We start from the raw sequence: 14,890 nt of genomic DNA on the forward strand, positions 1-14,890 counted from the left end.
TCATGGCTTGGAATCGTGACCAGATGGCCGCGCGCGCGGCGCAGGAACTGCAAGACGGCTTTTATGTGAACCTCGGCATCGGCCTGCCGACGCTCGTCGCCAACCACGTGCCCGCGGGCATGGAAGTGTGGCTGCAGTCGGAGAACGGTCTGCTCGGCATCGGCCCGTCGCCGTATGAAGAAGAAGTGGACGCCGACCTGATCAACGCCGGCAAGCAGACGGTGACGACGCTGCCGGGCTCGTCGATTTTCTCGTCGGCCGATTCGTTCGCGATGATTCGCGGCGGCCACATCAACCTTGCGATCCTCGGCGCGATGCAGATCAGCAAGCAGGGCGATCTGGCGAACTGGATGATCCCCGGCAAGATGATCAAGGGCATGGGCGGCGCGATGGATCTGGTGGCGGGCGTCAAGCGCGTCGTCGTGCTGATGGAGCACGTCGCGAAGGGCGACCAGCACAAGATCCTCGAAGAATGCACGCTGCCGCTGACGGGCGTCGGTGTGGTCGACCGGATCATCACGGACCTGGGCGTGATCGACGTGGTCGATGGCGGCCTGAAAGTGGTCGAGCTGGCTGACGGCGTGACCGTCGACGAAATCAAGGCGAAGACGGGCGCGCTGCTCGATACGAGCGCAGTGAGCTGAGTCTCTTCGTTCGACCTTGCGTCGAAAGCGGTTATCGAAGGCAGTTGTTGAAAAGCGGGCGCGATGCAAGTCGCGCCCGCTTTTTTGTCCTTGTGCCTCGAGGCCCGCGTTTGCCGGTTTCGTGCTTTCGTCCTATGCCTTCACGCCGATGAGCGCGCGAGACGAAGCGGTTTAGAATCGATCGTGTCCTGTGTGCCTTTCATGCACGCTGCAGCTTTTCGATCGAGGGAACTCTGATGACCGTTACGCCCGTCGCTGTTTCGCCCGTTGTCGACACCACCGTGCCCCGTCAGCGCTATGTGCAATGCGCGAGTCCTGCCGGGCTGCACCGCATCGCGTACACCGAATGGGGCGCACCCGACAACCCTCGCGTGCTCGTGTGCGTGCATGGACTGACGCGTTCCGGCCGCGACTTCGACCGGCTCGCGGCGGCGCTGTCGCCGGTGTATCGCGTGGTGTGTCCGGATGTGGTCGGGCGAGGCTTGTCTGCGTGGCTCGCCAACCCCACTTACTATGGAATTCCGCAGTACGTCGGCGATATGGTCACGCTGATCGCGAGGCTCGGCGTCGAGACCGTGGACTGGTTCGGCACGTCGATGGGCGGGCTGATCGGCATGGCGTTCGCTGGGCTGAAGGATTCGCCGATACGCAAGATGATCGTCAACGATGTCGGCCCGCATGTGGAACCGGTCGCCATCGAGCGCATCGGCAGCTATCTCGGGCAGCCGGTGTCGTTCGCCACGCAGCAGGAAGCGATCGATCACGCCGCGTTGCTCGCTCAATCGTTCGGGCCGTTGACGCCGGACGAATGGCGCGAGATCAATACGCCACTCATGCACGAGCGCGATGGCGCGTGGCGCTTTCGCTACGATCCGCGCATCGCGGAGCCGTTCACGCAGACCACCCCCGAACTGGCGGCGCTCGGCGAGGCGGCGTTGTGGCAGTCGTTTGCTTCGACCGCAGGGCCCGTGCTCGTCGTGCGTGGCGAGCAATCCGACCTCCTGTCGCGCGAAACCGTCGCGAAGATGATCGAGAAGGGGCGCAATGTATCGAGCGTCGAAATCCCGGGAGTAGGCCATGCGCCGGCCTTTCTTTCCGCTGATCAGATCGAAATTGCGAAACGCTTCCTTATCGGCAACAGCGCCGACGCGTCATAATATGAGGTTGGCGCGCGTGTAGATCGACCGCTGTTCGAGCGCGATCGGCGCATCGTGCGAAAATCGAACATCGCATGGCGTCGGTTCACTCTTCATTCACAACGGACAGGAAATTTCATGGCAGTCATTCGTCATCACGTCGGCAAGCGCCTTTCGGAAACCGCTGTGCATAACGGCACGGTCTATCTGGCTGGCCAGATCGCCGAGGACACCGATCAGGACATCGCCGGTCAAATGCGCGAAGTGCTCGGCCACATCGACCGTTTGCTCGGTGAAGCCAACAGCGACAAGGCGCATCTGCTTTCGGTGCAGATCTACATCGCAGACATGGCGGACTTCGCCGGCATGAACGCCGTGTGGGACGAGTGGGTCGCGCAAGGCAACACGCCGCCGCGCGCAACCGTCGAAGCGAAGCTCGCGAATCCGAAGTGCCTCGTCGAAGTGGTCGTGGTCGCCGCCCAGCGCAGCTGATACAGGCCATACACGCGCAATACGCAACACGCGCAACATACGTTTCAGTCATTTGCATTGGCCTAATTCGCCCGCGCGAGCCGCGGGCCCGCTGCACGATGAATAGCGATACCGTCACGACCGCTCCGAACCCGACGCCGTCATTCGACGACGCGCTTGCGTTCGTGCGCGAGCACGCGCGTGACGCGCGGCTGTCGTCGGGTGAGTTGCTCGCCGATCATGCGGCGGGCACGGCTTCCATCATGCGCACGCTCAACGTCGATCCGCCCGCCGTGCTGGCGGCGGCGCTGTTCTCACTGACGCCGCATCTCGAGAATCCGGAACAGACCATCGCCGACAACTTCGGCGAGGAAGTCGCGCAACTGGTGAGCGACGTGCGCAAGCTGTTGCGCCTCGGCACTGTGAGCATGCGCGCCGCGCAGAACACGATGCCCGAAGCGGGCCGCGACGCGCAGGCCGCGCGCCGAGCGCAGGTCGAAGCGCTGCGCAAGATGCTGCTCGCGTTCGCGCAGGACATTCGCGTCGTGCTGATCCGGCTCGCGTCGCGGCTGCAATCGATGCGCTATTACGCGGCGGCGAAGATCACGCCGTCGCCCGATGTGGCGCGCGAGACGCTGGACATCTACGCGCCGCTCGCGAATCGTCTTGGCATCTGGCAACTGAAGTGGGAGCTCGAAGATCTCGCGTTCCGCTTCGAAGAGCCGCAGACGTACAAGCGCATCGCGAAGCTGCTTGACGAGAAGCGCGTCGAACGCGAAACCTATGTCGCTGAAGCGATCGCGCGGCTGCAGCGGGAACTCTCGGCCGCGCACATCGAGGCCGAAGTGAGCGGCCGGCCGAAGCACATCTACAGCATCTGGCGCAAGATGCGCGGCAAGGAGCTCGATTTCTCCGAGCTTTACGATGTGCGCGCGTTTCGCGTGATCGTGCCGGACATCAAGGATTGCTACACGGTGCTCGGCATCGTGCACAACCTGTGGCAGCCGGTGCCGAGGGAGTTCGACGACTACATCTCGCGGCCCAAGCCGAACGGCTACAAGTCGCTGCATACGGTCGTGATCGGCGACGACGGCCGCGCGTTCGAAGTGCAGATCCGTACGCAGGAGATGCATCGGTTCGCCGAATACGGCGTGGCCGCGCACTGGCGCTATAAGGAAGCCGGCACGCGCGGTTATGGCGGCCAATTCAGCGCGAGCGAGAAATACGACGAGAAGATTGCGTGGCTGCGTCAACTGCTTGCGTGGAAGGACGATGTGTCCGAAGGCAAGCACGGCGACAAGGGCGCGGCGAAGCCTTGGGAGCAGTTGCGCCAGGCAACGCTCGACGACGATCACATCTACACGCTCACGCCGCAGGCGCGTGTGATTCCGTTACCGCAGGGCTCGACGCCGCTCGACTTCGCCTATCACCTGCATAGCGAGCTGGGGCATCGCTGCCGCGGAGCGCGCGTCGACGGTGCGATGGTGCCGTTGAATACGCCGTTGCAGAACGGGCAGACGGTCGAGATCGTCGCGATCAAGGAGGGCGGCCCGTCGCGCGACTGGCTCAATCCGCAACTCGGCTACCTGCAAAGCAACCGCGCGCGCCAAAAGGTGCGTGCGTGGTTCAATGCCGTCGAAGCGCAGGAGAACGTCGCCACCGGGCGCGCGATGGTTGAAAAGACCTTGCAGCGCGAAGGCAAGACATCCGTCAGTCTCGATCAGCTGGCTGCGAAGCTCGGCTTCAAGTCGCCCGAGGATCTGTTCTCGGTGGTCGGCAAGGAAGAGTTCAGCTTGCGGCTCGTCGAGCAGGCGCTCAGCGATGCGCCGCCCGCCGAGCCTGTCGTCGAGGCGCCCGAGCAGTTCGAGAAACGCAGTAGCGGCGCGAGTGTCGCGCATGGCGCGTCGACGGGCGTGCTCGTCGTCGGCGTCGATGCGCTGCTGACGCAGCTCGCGCGCTGCTGCCGTCCGGCGCCGCCCGATGACATCGCCGGTTTCGTGACGCGCGGCAAAGGCATGTCGATTCATCGCAGCGACTGCCCGACGTTCCGGCGCATGGCCGAGCGCGCGCCGGAGCGCGTGCTCCAAACCGCGTGGTCCGCCGATGTGATGAGCGGGCGCGGCAAGTCGGTGTATCCCGTCGACCTGTCGATCGAGGCAACCGACCGGCAGGGCCTGTTGCGCGACATTTCCGAAGTGTTTGCGCGCGAGAAGATGAACGTGATCGGCGTGAAGTCGCAGTCACGACGCAACGCGGCGTTCATGCAGTTCACCGTGGAAGTGTCGAGTGCCGCGCAGATCCAGCGCGCGTGCGCGATGCTCGGGGAAGTGGCGGGCGTCGTCAGGGCGACGCGCAAGTGAAGCCGTGGGCAATGCGCTCGTGCTGTCCGTTTCCGCGCCCGTGCGCACGCGCATCGAAATTTTGGTGCCGACGCATAAAAACGCTTGCCAACTTTCTCTGTGCTCCATATAATCTCGTTTCTCTAGGCTCGTAGCTCAGCTGGTTAGAGCACCACCTTGACATGGTGGGGGTCGTTGGTTCGAGTCCAATCGAGCCTACCAACGAATATGAAGCTTCGGCTTGCCGAGGTTTCGCAAACGCAAGTAGCAATGAGCGCTTCGGCGTAAAGAGCGAATCAGGCGAACATGGTTATGACACCGCGAACGTTGACCGGAACCGTTTCGGAGCGACGCTAGTCGAGGACCACTTTCGCCCTTGTTGTTTGCAGTAGTTTGCAGAAATGTGAATGCGGCCCCTCGAAAGCGGGGCCGCATTTTTTTTGTCTTTAGCGCTTGTTGCATGTGCCGCCGCTCGCCGGCATTACGGAGAACGCAATGGTTTCGATACGACTGCCCGATGGTTCCGTTCGACAGTACGAGCACCCCGTGACTGTCGCCGAAGTGGCTGCATCGATTGGCCCCGGTCTCGCGAAGGCTGCACTCGGCGGCAAGATCGACGGCGAGCTGGTCGATACGTCCGCGCTGATCGACCACGACGTGTCGCTCGCGATCGTCACGGACAAGGACGCAGACGGTCTGGACATCATTCGCCACTCGACGGCGCACCTGCTCGCTTACGCGGTGAAGGATCTTTTCCCGGAAGCGCAGGTGACGATTGGGCCGGTGATCGACAACGGTTTCTACTATGACTTTTCGTACAGCCGTCCCTTCACGCCCGAAGATCTCGAGAAGATCGAAAAGCGCATGCAGGAGCTGGCAAAGAAAGACGAGCCGGTGTCGCGCCGTGTCGTGTCGCGCGATGAGGCGGTCGAGTACTTCAAGAGCATCGGCGAAAAGTACAAGGCGGAGATCATCGAATCGATTCCCGCCAGCGATGAAATCAAGCTGTACGCGCACGGCGGCTTCACGGACCTGTGCCGCGGCCCGCACGTGCCGTCGACGGGCAAGCTGAAGGTCTTCAAGCTGATGAAGGTCGCGGGTGCTTACTGGCGCGGTGACTCGAAGAACGAGCAGTTGCAGCGTATCTACGGCACGGCCTGGACGAAGAAGGAAGACCAGGACGCGTATCTGCACATGCTGGAAGAGGCGGAAAAGCGCGATCACCGCAAGCTCGGCAAGCAACTGGACCTGTTCCACATGCAGGACGAGTCGCCGGGCATGGTGTTCTGGCATCCGCGCGGCTGGACGCTGTGGCAGCAGGTCGAGCAGTACATGCGCCGGCGCGTGAACGAAGCGGGCTATCTCGAGATCAAGACGCCGATGATCATGGACCGCTCGCTGTGGGAAGCGTCGGGTCACTGGCAGAACTATCGTGAAAACATGTTCACGACCGAGTCGGAAAAGCGCGACTACGCGATCAAGCCGATGAACTGCCCGGGGCACGTGCAGGTGTTCAATCACGGCTTGCGCTCGTACCGCGATCTGCCGCTGCGCTATGCGGAGTTCGGCTCGTGCCATCGCAACGAGTCGTCGGGCGCGCTGCATGGTCTGATGCGCGTTCGCGGATTCGTCCAGGACGATGCGCATATCTTCTGTACGGAAGACCAGTTCATCAGCGAATCGATTGCGTTCAACACGCTGGCGATGAGTGTCTATAAGGATTTTGGTTTCGACAATGTCGAGATCAAGCTGTCGCTGCGCCCCGACGCGCGCGCGGGCACGGATGAAATCTGGGATCGCGCCGAGCAGGGTCTGCGCGACGCACTGACCGCCTGCGGCGTGACGTGGGAAGAATTGCCGGGCGAGGGCGCGTTTTACGGTCCGAAGGTCGAATATCACATCAAGGACGCGCTGGGCCGCTCGTGGCAATGCGGCACGCTGCAGCTCGACATGGTGCTGCCGGAGCGTCTGGGCGCCGAGTACGTCGCAGAAGACAACAGCCGCCGCCGGCCGATTATGCTGCACCGGGCAATCGTCGGATCAATGGAGCGTTTTCTCGGCATTCTGATCGAGCACCATGCTGGTGCAATGCCTGTGTGGCTCGCGCCGATGCAGGTCGTCGTGATGAATATCGCCGAAAGTCAGGCGGAATACGCTCAATCTCTGGCCCAATCGTTGCAAAAACAAGGGGTTAGAGTGGAGGCCGATTTGCGCAATGAGAAGATTAGCTATAAAATACGCGAGCACACGCTTGAAAAGGTGCCGTATTTGCTGGTCGTCGGCGACAAGGAGCGTGATGCACAAACGGTAGCCGTGCGTGCCCGTGGCGGTGTCGATCTGGGCGTGATGTCCGTCGATGCCTTCAGCGAGCGTCTGCGTCAGGACGTACAGACGTTCAACTAAACCACCTGGCAGCGCGGCTCGTTTTTTTAATCTTTAGAGGAAACGTAACATCGCTACTGATAAGTCGTCGCATCGCATCAACGGTGAAATCACTGCGCCCGAAGTGCGTCTGGTCGGAGTCGACAACGAACCGCTCGGCATCGTAAAACTCGCTGATGCCTTCCGCTTGTCGGAACAGCAGGATGTGGATCTGGTCGAAATCGCGCCGCAAGCGGTTCCGCCTGTCTGCCGCCTGATGGACTACGGCAAGTTCAAGTACCAGGAAGCAAAGAAGCAGCACGAGGCCAAGCTCAAGCAGAAGGTCATCCAGGTCAAGGAAGTCAAATTCCGGCCGGGTACGGATGACGGTGACTACAACGTCAAGCTGCGTAACCTTGTCCGCTTCCTCGAAGATGGCGACAAGACGAAAATCACGTTGCGTTTCCGTGGCCGCGAAATGGCTCACCAGGAAATCGGCATGCGCATGCTCGAACGTCTGCGCACCGATCTGGATGAAGTCGGTCAGGTCGAGCAAATGCCCAAGATGGAAGGCCGCCAGATGATCATGGTGCTGGCGCCGAAGAAAAAGAAGTAAGCAGACGGCCGCTGTGCATCTGAACGTGCGCAGCCCGTTTGTCGAAAGTTGGAAAGCTTGAGAGTCAGTGTGCCGTCTCAATATGACGGCAACGAAGCAGGTTTCGGAAAGTCGGCCGCATTTTGTCGTACAGCGGGCGCCTTTCCCGAAAAGCAGCGGCCAGCGGTTCAGGTTTGCTGCATACCAAGTGGAGTGGGTTTCGAAGGGCGGGTGAGGGCTTTCTGAGCCGACCGCACACCCATGTCCATCAAATAATGGAGTTGTCTGTCATGCCGAAGATGAAGACCAAGAAGAGCGCTGCAAAGCGTTTCGTGGTTCGTCCGGGCGGTACCGTCAAGCGCGGTCAAGCCTTCAAGCGCCACATTCTTACCAAGAAGACCACCAAGAACAAGCGTCACCTGCGCGGCGCCACGGCAGTTCATGATGCTGATCTGAACTCCGTACGCGCGATGCTGCCGTTCGCCTAACCCCTTAACCGACACTCATAGGAGCGAAACATGCCTCGAGTCAAACGTGGGGTTACCGCACGGGCCCGTCACAAGAAGATCATCAAGCTGGCCAAGGGTTACCGCGGCCGCCGCAATAACGTCTATCGCATCGCCAAGCAGGCGGTCATGCGCGCAGGCCAGTACGCCTACCGCGATCGCCGCAACAAGAAGCGTGTGTTCCGCGCACTGTGGATCACGCGTATCAACGCGGCGGTGCGTCAGCACGACATGACGTACAGCGTGTTCATCAACGGCCTGAAGAAGGCGTCGATCGAACTCGACCGCAAGGTGCTGGCCGACATGGCTGTGTTCGACAAGGCTGCTTTTGCTGCGATCGTCAAGCAGGTGAAAGCCGCCGTCGCAGCCTGATTGCGCTGTTAGCATCTAGTACTGCGTGGTTCGTTGCAGCGAACAATCCGGTAGTCCCGGTGACGCTGCAACAAAAACGGGGCTCCTCACCGAGCCCCTTTTTTGTTGGTCGAGCCAGTTTTACTTCGATTGAATACTGACGTTGAAAAGATGGGATCAATGGATCTGGACCAGATTGTCGCCGACGCGCAAAGCGCCTTTGAACAAGCCTCCGACGTCACCACGCTCGAAAACGAGAAGGCGCGCTTTCTCGGCAAGTCGGGTGCCCTGACGGAACTGTTGAAGGGGCTGGGCAAGCTCGATCCCGAAGCGCGCAAGACGGAAGGCGCGCGGATCAACATCGCCAAGCAGCAGGTCGAAGCCGCGCTGACGACGCGCCGGCAGGCGCTGGCCGACGCGCTGCTGAACCAGCGTCTTGCCGCCGAAGCCATCGACGTCACGCTGCCCGGCCGCGGCATGGGTACAGGCAGCCTGCATCCCGTGATGCACACATGGGAGCGCGTCGAGCAGATCTTCCGCACGATTGGCTTCGATGTGGCCGACGGCCCCGAAATCGAAACCGACTGGTACAACTTCACGTCGCTGAACAGCCCCGAGAACCATCCGGCGCGTTCGATGCAAGACACCTTTTACGTCGATGGCACGGACGCGGAAGGCCGTCCGTTGCTGCTGCGCACGCATACCAGCCCGATGCAGGTCCGCTACGCGCGCACCAACACGCCGCCCATCAAGGTGATCGTGCCGGGCCGCACGTACCGCGTCGACAGCGACGCGACGCATTCGCCGATGTTCAACCAGGTGGAAGGCCTGTGGATTGACGAGAACATCAGCTTCGCCGACCTGAAGGGTGTTTACACTGATTTCCTCAAGAAATTCTTCGAACGCGACGATATTCTCGTGCGCTTCCGTCCTTCGTATTTCCCGTTCACCGAGCCGTCCGCCGAGATCGACATGATGTTCGAGCAGGGCAAGAACGCCGGCAAGTGGCTCGAAATTTCGGGCTCGGGCCAGGTGCACCCGACGGTGATCCGCAACATGGGCCTCGACCCGGAGCGATACATCGGCTTTGCGTTTGGCAGCGGCCTCGAGCGTCTGACCATGTTGCGCTATGGCGTTCAGGACCTGCGTCTGTTCTTTGAAAACGACCTGCGTTTCCTGCGCCAGTTCGCCTGACGCAGCGAGAGCCTGAGCGCGAGCGCCATCATACTCAAGCTCAAGCTTTAGGCGCGCTACGAGAGCGGCCCGGTGTCCAGCATCAGGACTGCCGCGCCGCAAACAGCGCTTCCGGCCCGGTGCCGACGTATCGGCCGGATGCGGACACAACCTGTTTAGAACGTACAGAACCATGCAATTCCCGGAATCCTGGCTCAGAACCTTTGTCGATCCGCAACTGACGACGAACGAGTTGTCGCATGCCCTGACGATGGCCGGTCTCGAAGTCGAAGACCTGCGCCCCGCTGCGCCGCCGACGTCGAAGATCGTGGTGGGCCGCGTGCTCGAAGTCGTCAAGCACCCGGACGCCGACAAGCTCAACGTGTGTCAGGTCGACGCCGGCACGGGCGCGACGCTGAACATCGTGTGCGGCGCGCCCAACGTGGCGCCCGGCATCAAGGTGCCCGTTGCGCTGGTGGGCGCGCAGTTGCCGCCCGCGGAAGAGGGCGGAGCGCCGTTCGCGATCAAGCTGTCGAAGCTGCGTGGCGTGCAGAGCGAGGGCATGCTGTGCTCGGCGCGCGAACTGAAGCTGTCGGACGATCATAGCGGCCTGTTGATCCTGCCGGAAGATACGCCGATTGGCCAGGACATCCGCGAAACGCTGAATCTCGACGACACCGTCTTCGAGATCAAGCTGACGCCGAACAAGGCCGATTGCCTGTCGGTGTTCGGCGTCGCACGCGAGACGGCTGCGATCACGGGCGCGCCGCTGCGTCCGCTGGAGATCAAGCCCGTCGAAGTGAAGCTCAACGAAACGCTGCCCGTGAAGATCTCGGCGCCGGATTTGTGCGGCCGTTTCTCCGGCCGGGTGATCCGCGGCGTCAATGCGCGCGCGAAGTCGCCGGCGTGGATGGTCGAGCGCCTCGAACGTTCCGGTCAACGAAGCATTTCCGCGCTGGTCGACATCTCGAACTATGTGATGCTCGAACTGGGCCGTCCGTCGCATGTGTTCGATCTGGACAAGATCCACGGCAGCATGGACGTGCGCTGGGGCAAGCGCGGCGAGTCGCTCAAGCTGCTGAACGGCAATACGGTCGAAGTGGACGAGACGGTTGGCGTGATCGCCGACGACCGCCATCTCGAAAGCCTCGCGGGCATTATGGGCGGCGACAGCACGGCCGTCACGCTCGATACCACGAACATCTATCTCGAAGCGGCATTCTGGTGGCCCGATAGCATTCGCGGCCGCTCGCGCCGGTACAACTTCTCGACGGACGCGGGCCATCGCTTCGAACGCGGCGTCGATTACTCGACGACCGTCGAACATATCGAGCGCATCACGCAACTGATCCTCGATATCTGCGGTGGCGAGGCCGGTCCCGTCGACGACCAGACCGTCAACGTGCCGAAGCGCAAGCCCGTCAAGATGCGGGTCGCGCGCGCGAACCGCATCATCGGCGTTGCGATCGGCGCGGATGAAATCGCGCAGATCTTCACGCGCCTCGGCCTGCCGTTCGAGCGCGACGGCGACGACTTCCTCGTGACGCCGCCGCCGTATCGCTTCGATATCGAAATCGAAGAAGACCTGATCGAAGAAGTCGCGCGCATTTATGGCTTCGAGAAGATTCCGGCGCGCCCGCCCATCGCCCGCAGCGAAATGCGCCGCACGAACGAGACGCAGCGTTCGATCCATGCGCTCCGTCATGCACTAGCCGCGCGCGATTACGCGGAAACGGTGAACTTCAGCTTCGTCGATGCCGAATGGGAGCAGGATTTCGCCGGCAACGACAACCCGGTGCGTCTGCTGAATCCGATCGCGAGCCAGCTGTCGGTGATGCGCACGACGCTGTTCGGCAGCCTGATCAGCGTGCTGCGCCATAACTTGAATCGTCGCGCGGATCGTATCCGCGTGTTCGAAGCAGGCCGCGTGTTCGTGCAGGACACGTCCGTCAAGGCCGGCGAGCTCACTGTCGAAGGCTTCGCGCAGCCGAAGATGATCGGCGCGCTCGCGTATGGTCCCGTCGTCGAAGAGCAGTGGGGCGCGGCGACGCGTGCCGTCGATTTCTTCGACGTGAAGGGCGATCTCGAAGCGCTGCTTGCACCGGCCGGTGCGCGCTTCGTGAAGGCGGAGCATCCGGCGCTGCATCCGGGACGCAGCGCGCGTGTCGAACTCGATGGCCGCGCAATCGGTTGGATCGGCGAACTGCATCCGCGCTGGATGCAGAAGTACGATCTGCCGCATGCACCGATCCTGTTCGAAGTCGATGCGCAAGCGCTGATGCAACGCACGCTGCCGAGTCCGACGGAAGTATCGAAGTTTCCGCCGGTACGGCGTGATATCGCGATCGTTGTGGACCAGAAAATCGAGGTCCAGGCGCTCTTTGACGAGATGCAAAAGGCGTTGTCCGAAGACGCGTGCAAGACCATTCAAAGGGTTGCGCTTTTCGATGAATTTCGTGCAAAATCAAATACTTCCGGCGGGCTGGCGGCGCACGAGAAAAGCCTTGCGTTCCGTGTAACCTTGCAAGATACTGGTGGGACCCTTCAGGATGAAACGGTCGATTTGGCCATTCAGACTTTGGTGGATCGTCTTGCTCGAGTGTATGGCGCCCGGTTGCGCGGATAGCCGATAACGGTTGCTCCGCATGTTCCGTCGCAGTTGACGCGCCATTTGACAGATATGAATGAAATGAACTCGAGTGATTTCGAAGCCCTTCTTTCGGCGCAACGTAGCGCCATGATTCGCGATATTCCTTCATCGACCTCCACCGCGTCGGCCGAAGCGCCGACGCTCACCAAGGCTGAGCTTGCCGAGCTGCTGTTCGACAATGTCGGGCTCAACAAGCGGGAAGCGAAGGACATGGTCGAAGCGTTCTTCGAGGTGATTCGCGATGCGCTGGAGAGCGGCGACAGCGTGAAGCTGTCCGGCTTCGGCAACTTCCAGTTGCGCGACAAGCCGCAGCGTCCCGGCAGAAATCCGAAAACGGGCGAGGCGATTCCCATCGCCGCGCGCCGCGTCGTGACGTTCCATGCAAGTCAAAAGCTGAAGGCGCTGGTTGAGAACGGCGCTGAAGAGAGCTTCGCGCGCTGATCGCATCGCGCGCTCCGCGCAACCACTACGACGGTTTAACCGACCGCTAACTGACGATGACAGCGACGATGGAAAAAGTCGTCTTGCCTCCGATTCCCGCGAAGCGCTACTTCACGATCGGTGAAGTCAGCGAACTGTGCGGCGTGAAGCCACATGTGCTGCGGTACTGGGAGCAGGAGTTCACGCAGTTGCGTCCGGTGAAGCGCCGGGGCAATCGCCGTTACTACCAGCATCATGAAGTGCTGCTGATCCGGCGAATCCGCGAGCTGTTGTACGAGCAGGGTTTCACGATCAACGGTGCGCGCAACCGGCTCGATTCGCATGGCACCGTGCAGGGACCGGAAGGCGAGGACGAGGCCGTCGAAGGGACGGTCGTCCAGCCGACCACTGCTACCGTCGACGTCGATCAGTTGCGCAAGGAGCTGTTGCAGGTGATCGACCTTCTCGGACACTGAAGAATTTATCGCTCTTGTAGATTGTTGCAGTTCTATTCGCGTGAAGTGTCTGTTATACTTTTATGCTTTCGGGGCGTAGCGCAGCCTGGTAGCGTACCTGCATGGGGTGCAGGTGGTCGGAGGTTCAAATCCTCTCGCCCCGACCAGTAAAATCAAGGGGTTAGCGGTTAGTGACTGCTAACCCTTTCTCATTTCTGAGCCAGTACCCCCACAAGTACCCCAACAGGCTCAGTACCCCACACAACACCTCACACGCGGCAATTGCCCGCCCGCCTCCATGCGCTGATAATTCTGTCAGACCAAACATGTAAGACGGGGGCCAGCATGAGCGATAACGACGGAAGCGCCGCATTTGGCGTCATGATCATTGCCGGGGTAGCAGCGTGGGGATTGCACGCGGGATGGTTCTACCAGACCGGCCAGCAATGGTTCGATACGTGTTGGGAGTCGATCAATACGAAGAACCCGCCCGCGACGGCGGCGCAGGCAACGGCTTGGGCGCAATGCGAGCCGCAGACACAGAGAGCCTTGTTTGATGCTGGCTACGTGCTGGGCGGCAACCGGGAAACCGACCTCACGCCCGCTACACAGGCAGTAGACGCGGCATGCCCGAACCGCTTTACAGACGTCCCTATAGCCGGGATGAACGTCATGGCGATTGACCTGCTACAGAAGGACGGCGGGCCGCAATGGCTCGACAGGTTCATGCCGCCCGATCAGATGATCGTGCGGACGTTTAACAAACGCTGGCCCAACTGTAGCAGCGTGCGGGCCGCCAACGGGTTCCCCAAGCTGGCCCAACAGCCAGACGGCCTGTTTGGATGGTCGGCACCGTGCAAGCCCTGTGAGGCAGAGATAGCGGCGCACGCCCCTAAATAACGCCACGCCCCTGGCCTGGCCTCTCCCCCTCAGAGCCAGCGTAACTCCCGGCAATCCGGCGCGAACGCATCCGCCAACGCCTCAATTGGCACCTCCAGCGCTTCGCGCACCTCATGGGTGATCGACACCCCGACCAACGCCGCCGCACCGATCAGCGCCCCCGCATCGCGCGTTACATCAACCGTTTTGAATTCCGTATTCATTTCATCGACTCCATTCGAATGGTTTAAAGAAATAAGAGGCAATGACGCTCCCCGCCCAAAAACCGGCAATTCAGACAGAAAAACGGAAATACAAATAAAAAAGGGGAGAACCGCTAGCAGTGCGATTCTCCCCGGCTTGCCGAAAAGCCACTGACCGGAGGCTGAATTCCAGATCAGTACCTGTCAGTATGCACGTGTCAGGAAAAAGCGCAATGCTGTCTTTAAATCGGGGAGAAAAAAGGAGTGACGAATTAACGTCACTCCCGAACCAAGGTATCTCTCCTACTGTTGATCGCATCGAATGATCAACGATCCAAGTATAGGCGATGGCAAGGGAACTGAATTATTTTCTTTCGCAGTACCGTTGCTTGTCATTTGAAAAAAGACGATGTAGCTTGATCGAGCGAGTCCGAATCACCTTATCCACTTGGAGTTAATCATGACCCTCGACAAAGCGCAAACGACAATCTGGCTCCCGCGTGAAATGATGCTGGAAATCAGGGATTTTCGCCAAGCTACGGGCATCAAAATGTCTCATATCGCGTTCGTGGCCTTGCGGGAATATCTCGACAAGCATCAACCGCAGAAAGCCAAGGCAGAGGAAAAAGCCGCCTGATAAAAGAAAAAAGCCCTGAACCGTTAATTCAGGGCTTTTTAACGCGATTGCGGTAAGGGAGTTACGTCTA

The 14,890-nt window shown here is 60.7% G+C and carries 16 protein-coding genes and 2 tRNA genes; 16 read left to right on the forward strand and 2 right to left on the reverse strand.

The window, feature by feature from the left end; all coding sequences use genetic code 11:
* Positions 1-2: 2 nt before the first annotated feature.
* The 6 genes from VSR68_RS03210 to thrS all read left to right on the forward strand — a co-directional run bounded on the left by VSR68_RS03210 (position 3) and on the right by thrS (position 6,993).
* Positions 3-644, forward strand: a complete 642-nt coding sequence (locus tag VSR68_RS03210) for a CoA transferase subunit B (RefSeq protein WP_342938386.1) — start codon at positions 3-5, stop codon at positions 642-644.
* A 236-nt stretch (positions 645-880) separates the two neighbouring features.
* Positions 881-1,801, forward strand: a complete 921-nt coding sequence (locus VSR68_RS03215) for an alpha/beta hydrolase (RefSeq protein WP_342938387.1) — start codon at positions 881-883, stop codon at positions 1,799-1,801.
* Between the two features lie 117 nt (positions 1,802-1,918).
* Positions 1,919-2,272, forward strand: a complete 354-nt coding sequence (locus VSR68_RS03220; RefSeq protein WP_090872013.1) for a RidA family protein — start codon at positions 1,919-1,921, stop codon at positions 2,270-2,272.
* Between the two features lie 98 nt (positions 2,273-2,370).
* Positions 2,371-4,611 (forward strand): bifunctional (p)ppGpp synthetase/guanosine-3',5'-bis(diphosphate) 3'-pyrophosphohydrolase, encoded by a 2,241-nt coding sequence (locus VSR68_RS03225; protein ID WP_342938388.1) that lies wholly within the window; start codon positions 2,371-2,373, stop codon positions 4,609-4,611.
* Positions 4,612-4,735: 124 nt separating this feature from the next.
* Positions 4,736-4,812 (forward strand) — tRNA-Val (locus VSR68_RS03230).
* 273 nt (positions 4,813-5,085) lie between these two features.
* Positions 5,086-6,993, forward strand: a complete 1,908-nt coding sequence (gene thrS, locus VSR68_RS03235) for a threonine--tRNA ligase (RefSeq protein ID WP_090872015.1) — start codon at positions 5,086-5,088, stop codon at positions 6,991-6,993.
* On the opposite strand, the gene VSR68_RS03240 is transcribed toward thrS, so the two are convergent.
* The gene (locus VSR68_RS03240; protein WP_342938439.1) at positions 6,986-7,204 is read right to left on the reverse strand and encodes a hypothetical protein; all 219 of its coding nucleotides are present in this window, start codon (positions 7,202-7,204) and stop codon (positions 6,986-6,988) included. The genes thrS and VSR68_RS03240 overlap by 8 nt on opposite strands.
* On the opposite strand from VSR68_RS03240, the gene infC reads away from it, so the two are divergent.
* The 9 genes from infC (at position 7,103) to VSR68_RS03285 (ending at position 14,001) form a co-directional block, all read left to right on the forward strand.
* Positions 7,103-7,567 carry a translation initiation factor IF-3 gene (infC, locus tag VSR68_RS03245; RefSeq protein ID WP_241024061.1) on the forward strand — a complete coding sequence of 155 codons (465 nt, stop codon included), beginning with the start codon at positions 7,103-7,105 and terminating at the stop codon, positions 7,565-7,567. The two genes, VSR68_RS03240 and infC, sit on opposite strands and share 102 nt — an antisense overlap.
* 269 nt (positions 7,568-7,836) lie before the next feature.
* Positions 7,837-8,034: a 50S ribosomal protein L35 gene (gene rpmI, locus VSR68_RS03250; protein ID WP_090872017.1), complete on the forward strand. Its 198-nt coding sequence runs from the start codon at positions 7,837-7,839 to the stop codon at positions 8,032-8,034.
* 30 nt (positions 8,035-8,064) lie between these two features.
* Positions 8,065-8,424: a 50S ribosomal protein L20 gene (gene rplT, locus VSR68_RS03255; RefSeq protein WP_007585475.1), complete on the forward strand. Its 360-nt coding sequence runs from the start codon at positions 8,065-8,067 to the stop codon at positions 8,422-8,424.
* A gap of 159 nt (positions 8,425-8,583) precedes the next feature.
* Positions 8,584-9,597 carry a phenylalanine--tRNA ligase subunit alpha gene (gene pheS, locus VSR68_RS03260; RefSeq protein WP_342938389.1) on the forward strand — a complete coding sequence of 338 codons (1,014 nt, stop codon included), beginning with the start codon at positions 8,584-8,586 and terminating at the stop codon, positions 9,595-9,597.
* Positions 9,598-9,769: 172 nt separating this feature from the next.
* Positions 9,770-12,202, forward strand: coding sequence for a phenylalanine--tRNA ligase subunit beta (gene pheT / locus VSR68_RS03265; RefSeq protein ID WP_342938390.1), 2,433 nt, complete (start codon positions 9,770-9,772; stop codon positions 12,200-12,202).
* A 54-nt stretch (positions 12,203-12,256) separates the two neighbouring features.
* A complete protein-coding gene (locus tag VSR68_RS03270) occupies positions 12,257-12,667 on the forward strand; it encodes an integration host factor subunit alpha (RefSeq protein ID WP_342932975.1) in 411 nt (136 codons plus the stop codon).
* Between the two features lie 56 nt (positions 12,668-12,723).
* Positions 12,724-13,122, forward strand: a complete 399-nt coding sequence (locus VSR68_RS03275) for a MerR family transcriptional regulator (protein WP_342938391.1) — start codon at positions 12,724-12,726, stop codon at positions 13,120-13,122.
* A 69-nt stretch (positions 13,123-13,191) separates the two neighbouring features.
* Positions 13,192-13,268 (forward strand) — tRNA-Pro (locus VSR68_RS03280).
* Positions 13,269-13,446: 178 nt separating this feature from the next.
* Positions 13,447-14,001 (forward strand): hypothetical protein, encoded by a 555-nt coding sequence (locus VSR68_RS03285; RefSeq protein WP_342938392.1) that lies wholly within the window; start codon positions 13,447-13,449, stop codon positions 13,999-14,001.
* A 29-nt stretch (positions 14,002-14,030) separates the two neighbouring features.
* Here the strand turns inward: VSR68_RS03285 and VSR68_RS03290 are convergent, their stop codons facing one another.
* Positions 14,031-14,204 (reverse strand): hypothetical protein, encoded by a 174-nt coding sequence (locus VSR68_RS03290; RefSeq protein WP_342938393.1) that lies wholly within the window; start codon positions 14,202-14,204, stop codon positions 14,031-14,033.
* Between the two features lie 439 nt (positions 14,205-14,643).
* On the opposite strand from VSR68_RS03290, the gene VSR68_RS03295 reads away from it, so the two are divergent.
* Positions 14,644-14,820: a hypothetical protein gene (locus VSR68_RS03295; RefSeq protein WP_342938394.1), complete on the forward strand. Its 177-nt coding sequence runs from the start codon at positions 14,644-14,646 to the stop codon at positions 14,818-14,820.
* Positions 14,821-14,890 lie beyond the last annotated feature (70 nt).

This window comes from Paraburkholderia phymatum (genome assembly GCF_038900715.1).
GTDB classification, from domain to species: domain Bacteria; phylum Pseudomonadota; class Gammaproteobacteria; order Burkholderiales; family Burkholderiaceae; genus Paraburkholderia; species Paraburkholderia phymatum_A.

Bases quoted from the DNA above. Each gene is read 5' to 3' on its own strand.
- VSR68_RS03275 (WP_342938391.1), top strand. From the start codon at position 12,724: ATGACAGCGACGATGGAAAAAGTCGTCTTGCCTCCGATTCCCGCGAAG.
- VSR68_RS03215 (WP_342938387.1), top strand. From the start codon at position 881: ATGACCGTTACGCCCGTCGCTGTTTCGCCCGTTGTCGACACCACCGTG.
- VSR68_RS03225 (WP_342938388.1), top strand. From the start codon at position 2,371: ATGAATAGCGATACCGTCACGACCGCTCCGAACCCGACGCCGTCATTC.
- VSR68_RS03295 (WP_342938394.1), top strand. From the start codon at position 14,644: ATGACCCTCGACAAAGCGCAAACGACAATCTGGCTCCCGCGTGAAATG.
- VSR68_RS03285 (WP_342938392.1), top strand. From the start codon at position 13,447: ATGAGCGATAACGACGGAAGCGCCGCATTTGGCGTCATGATCATTGCC.
- VSR68_RS03220 (WP_090872013.1), top strand. From the start codon at position 1,919: ATGGCAGTCATTCGTCATCACGTCGGCAAGCGCCTTTCGGAAACCGCT.
- VSR68_RS03210 (WP_342938386.1), top strand. From the start codon at position 3: ATGGCTTGGAATCGTGACCAGATGGCCGCGCGCGCGGCGCAGGAACTG.
- thrS (WP_090872015.1), top strand. From the start codon at position 5,086: ATGGTTTCGATACGACTGCCCGATGGTTCCGTTCGACAGTACGAGCAC.
- pheT (WP_342938390.1), top strand. From the start codon at position 9,770: ATGCAATTCCCGGAATCCTGGCTCAGAACCTTTGTCGATCCGCAACTG.
- VSR68_RS03270 (WP_342932975.1), top strand. From the start codon at position 12,257: ATGAATGAAATGAACTCGAGTGATTTCGAAGCCCTTCTTTCGGCGCAA.
- rplT (WP_007585475.1), top strand. From the start codon at position 8,065: ATGCCTCGAGTCAAACGTGGGGTTACCGCACGGGCCCGTCACAAGAAG.
- rpmI (WP_090872017.1), top strand. From the start codon at position 7,837: ATGCCGAAGATGAAGACCAAGAAGAGCGCTGCAAAGCGTTTCGTGGTT.
- pheS (WP_342938389.1), top strand. From the start codon at position 8,584: ATGGATCTGGACCAGATTGTCGCCGACGCGCAAAGCGCCTTTGAACAA.
- VSR68_RS03290 (WP_342938393.1), bottom strand. From the start codon at position 14,204: ATGAATACGGAATTCAAAACGGTTGATGTAACGCGCGATGCGGGGGCG.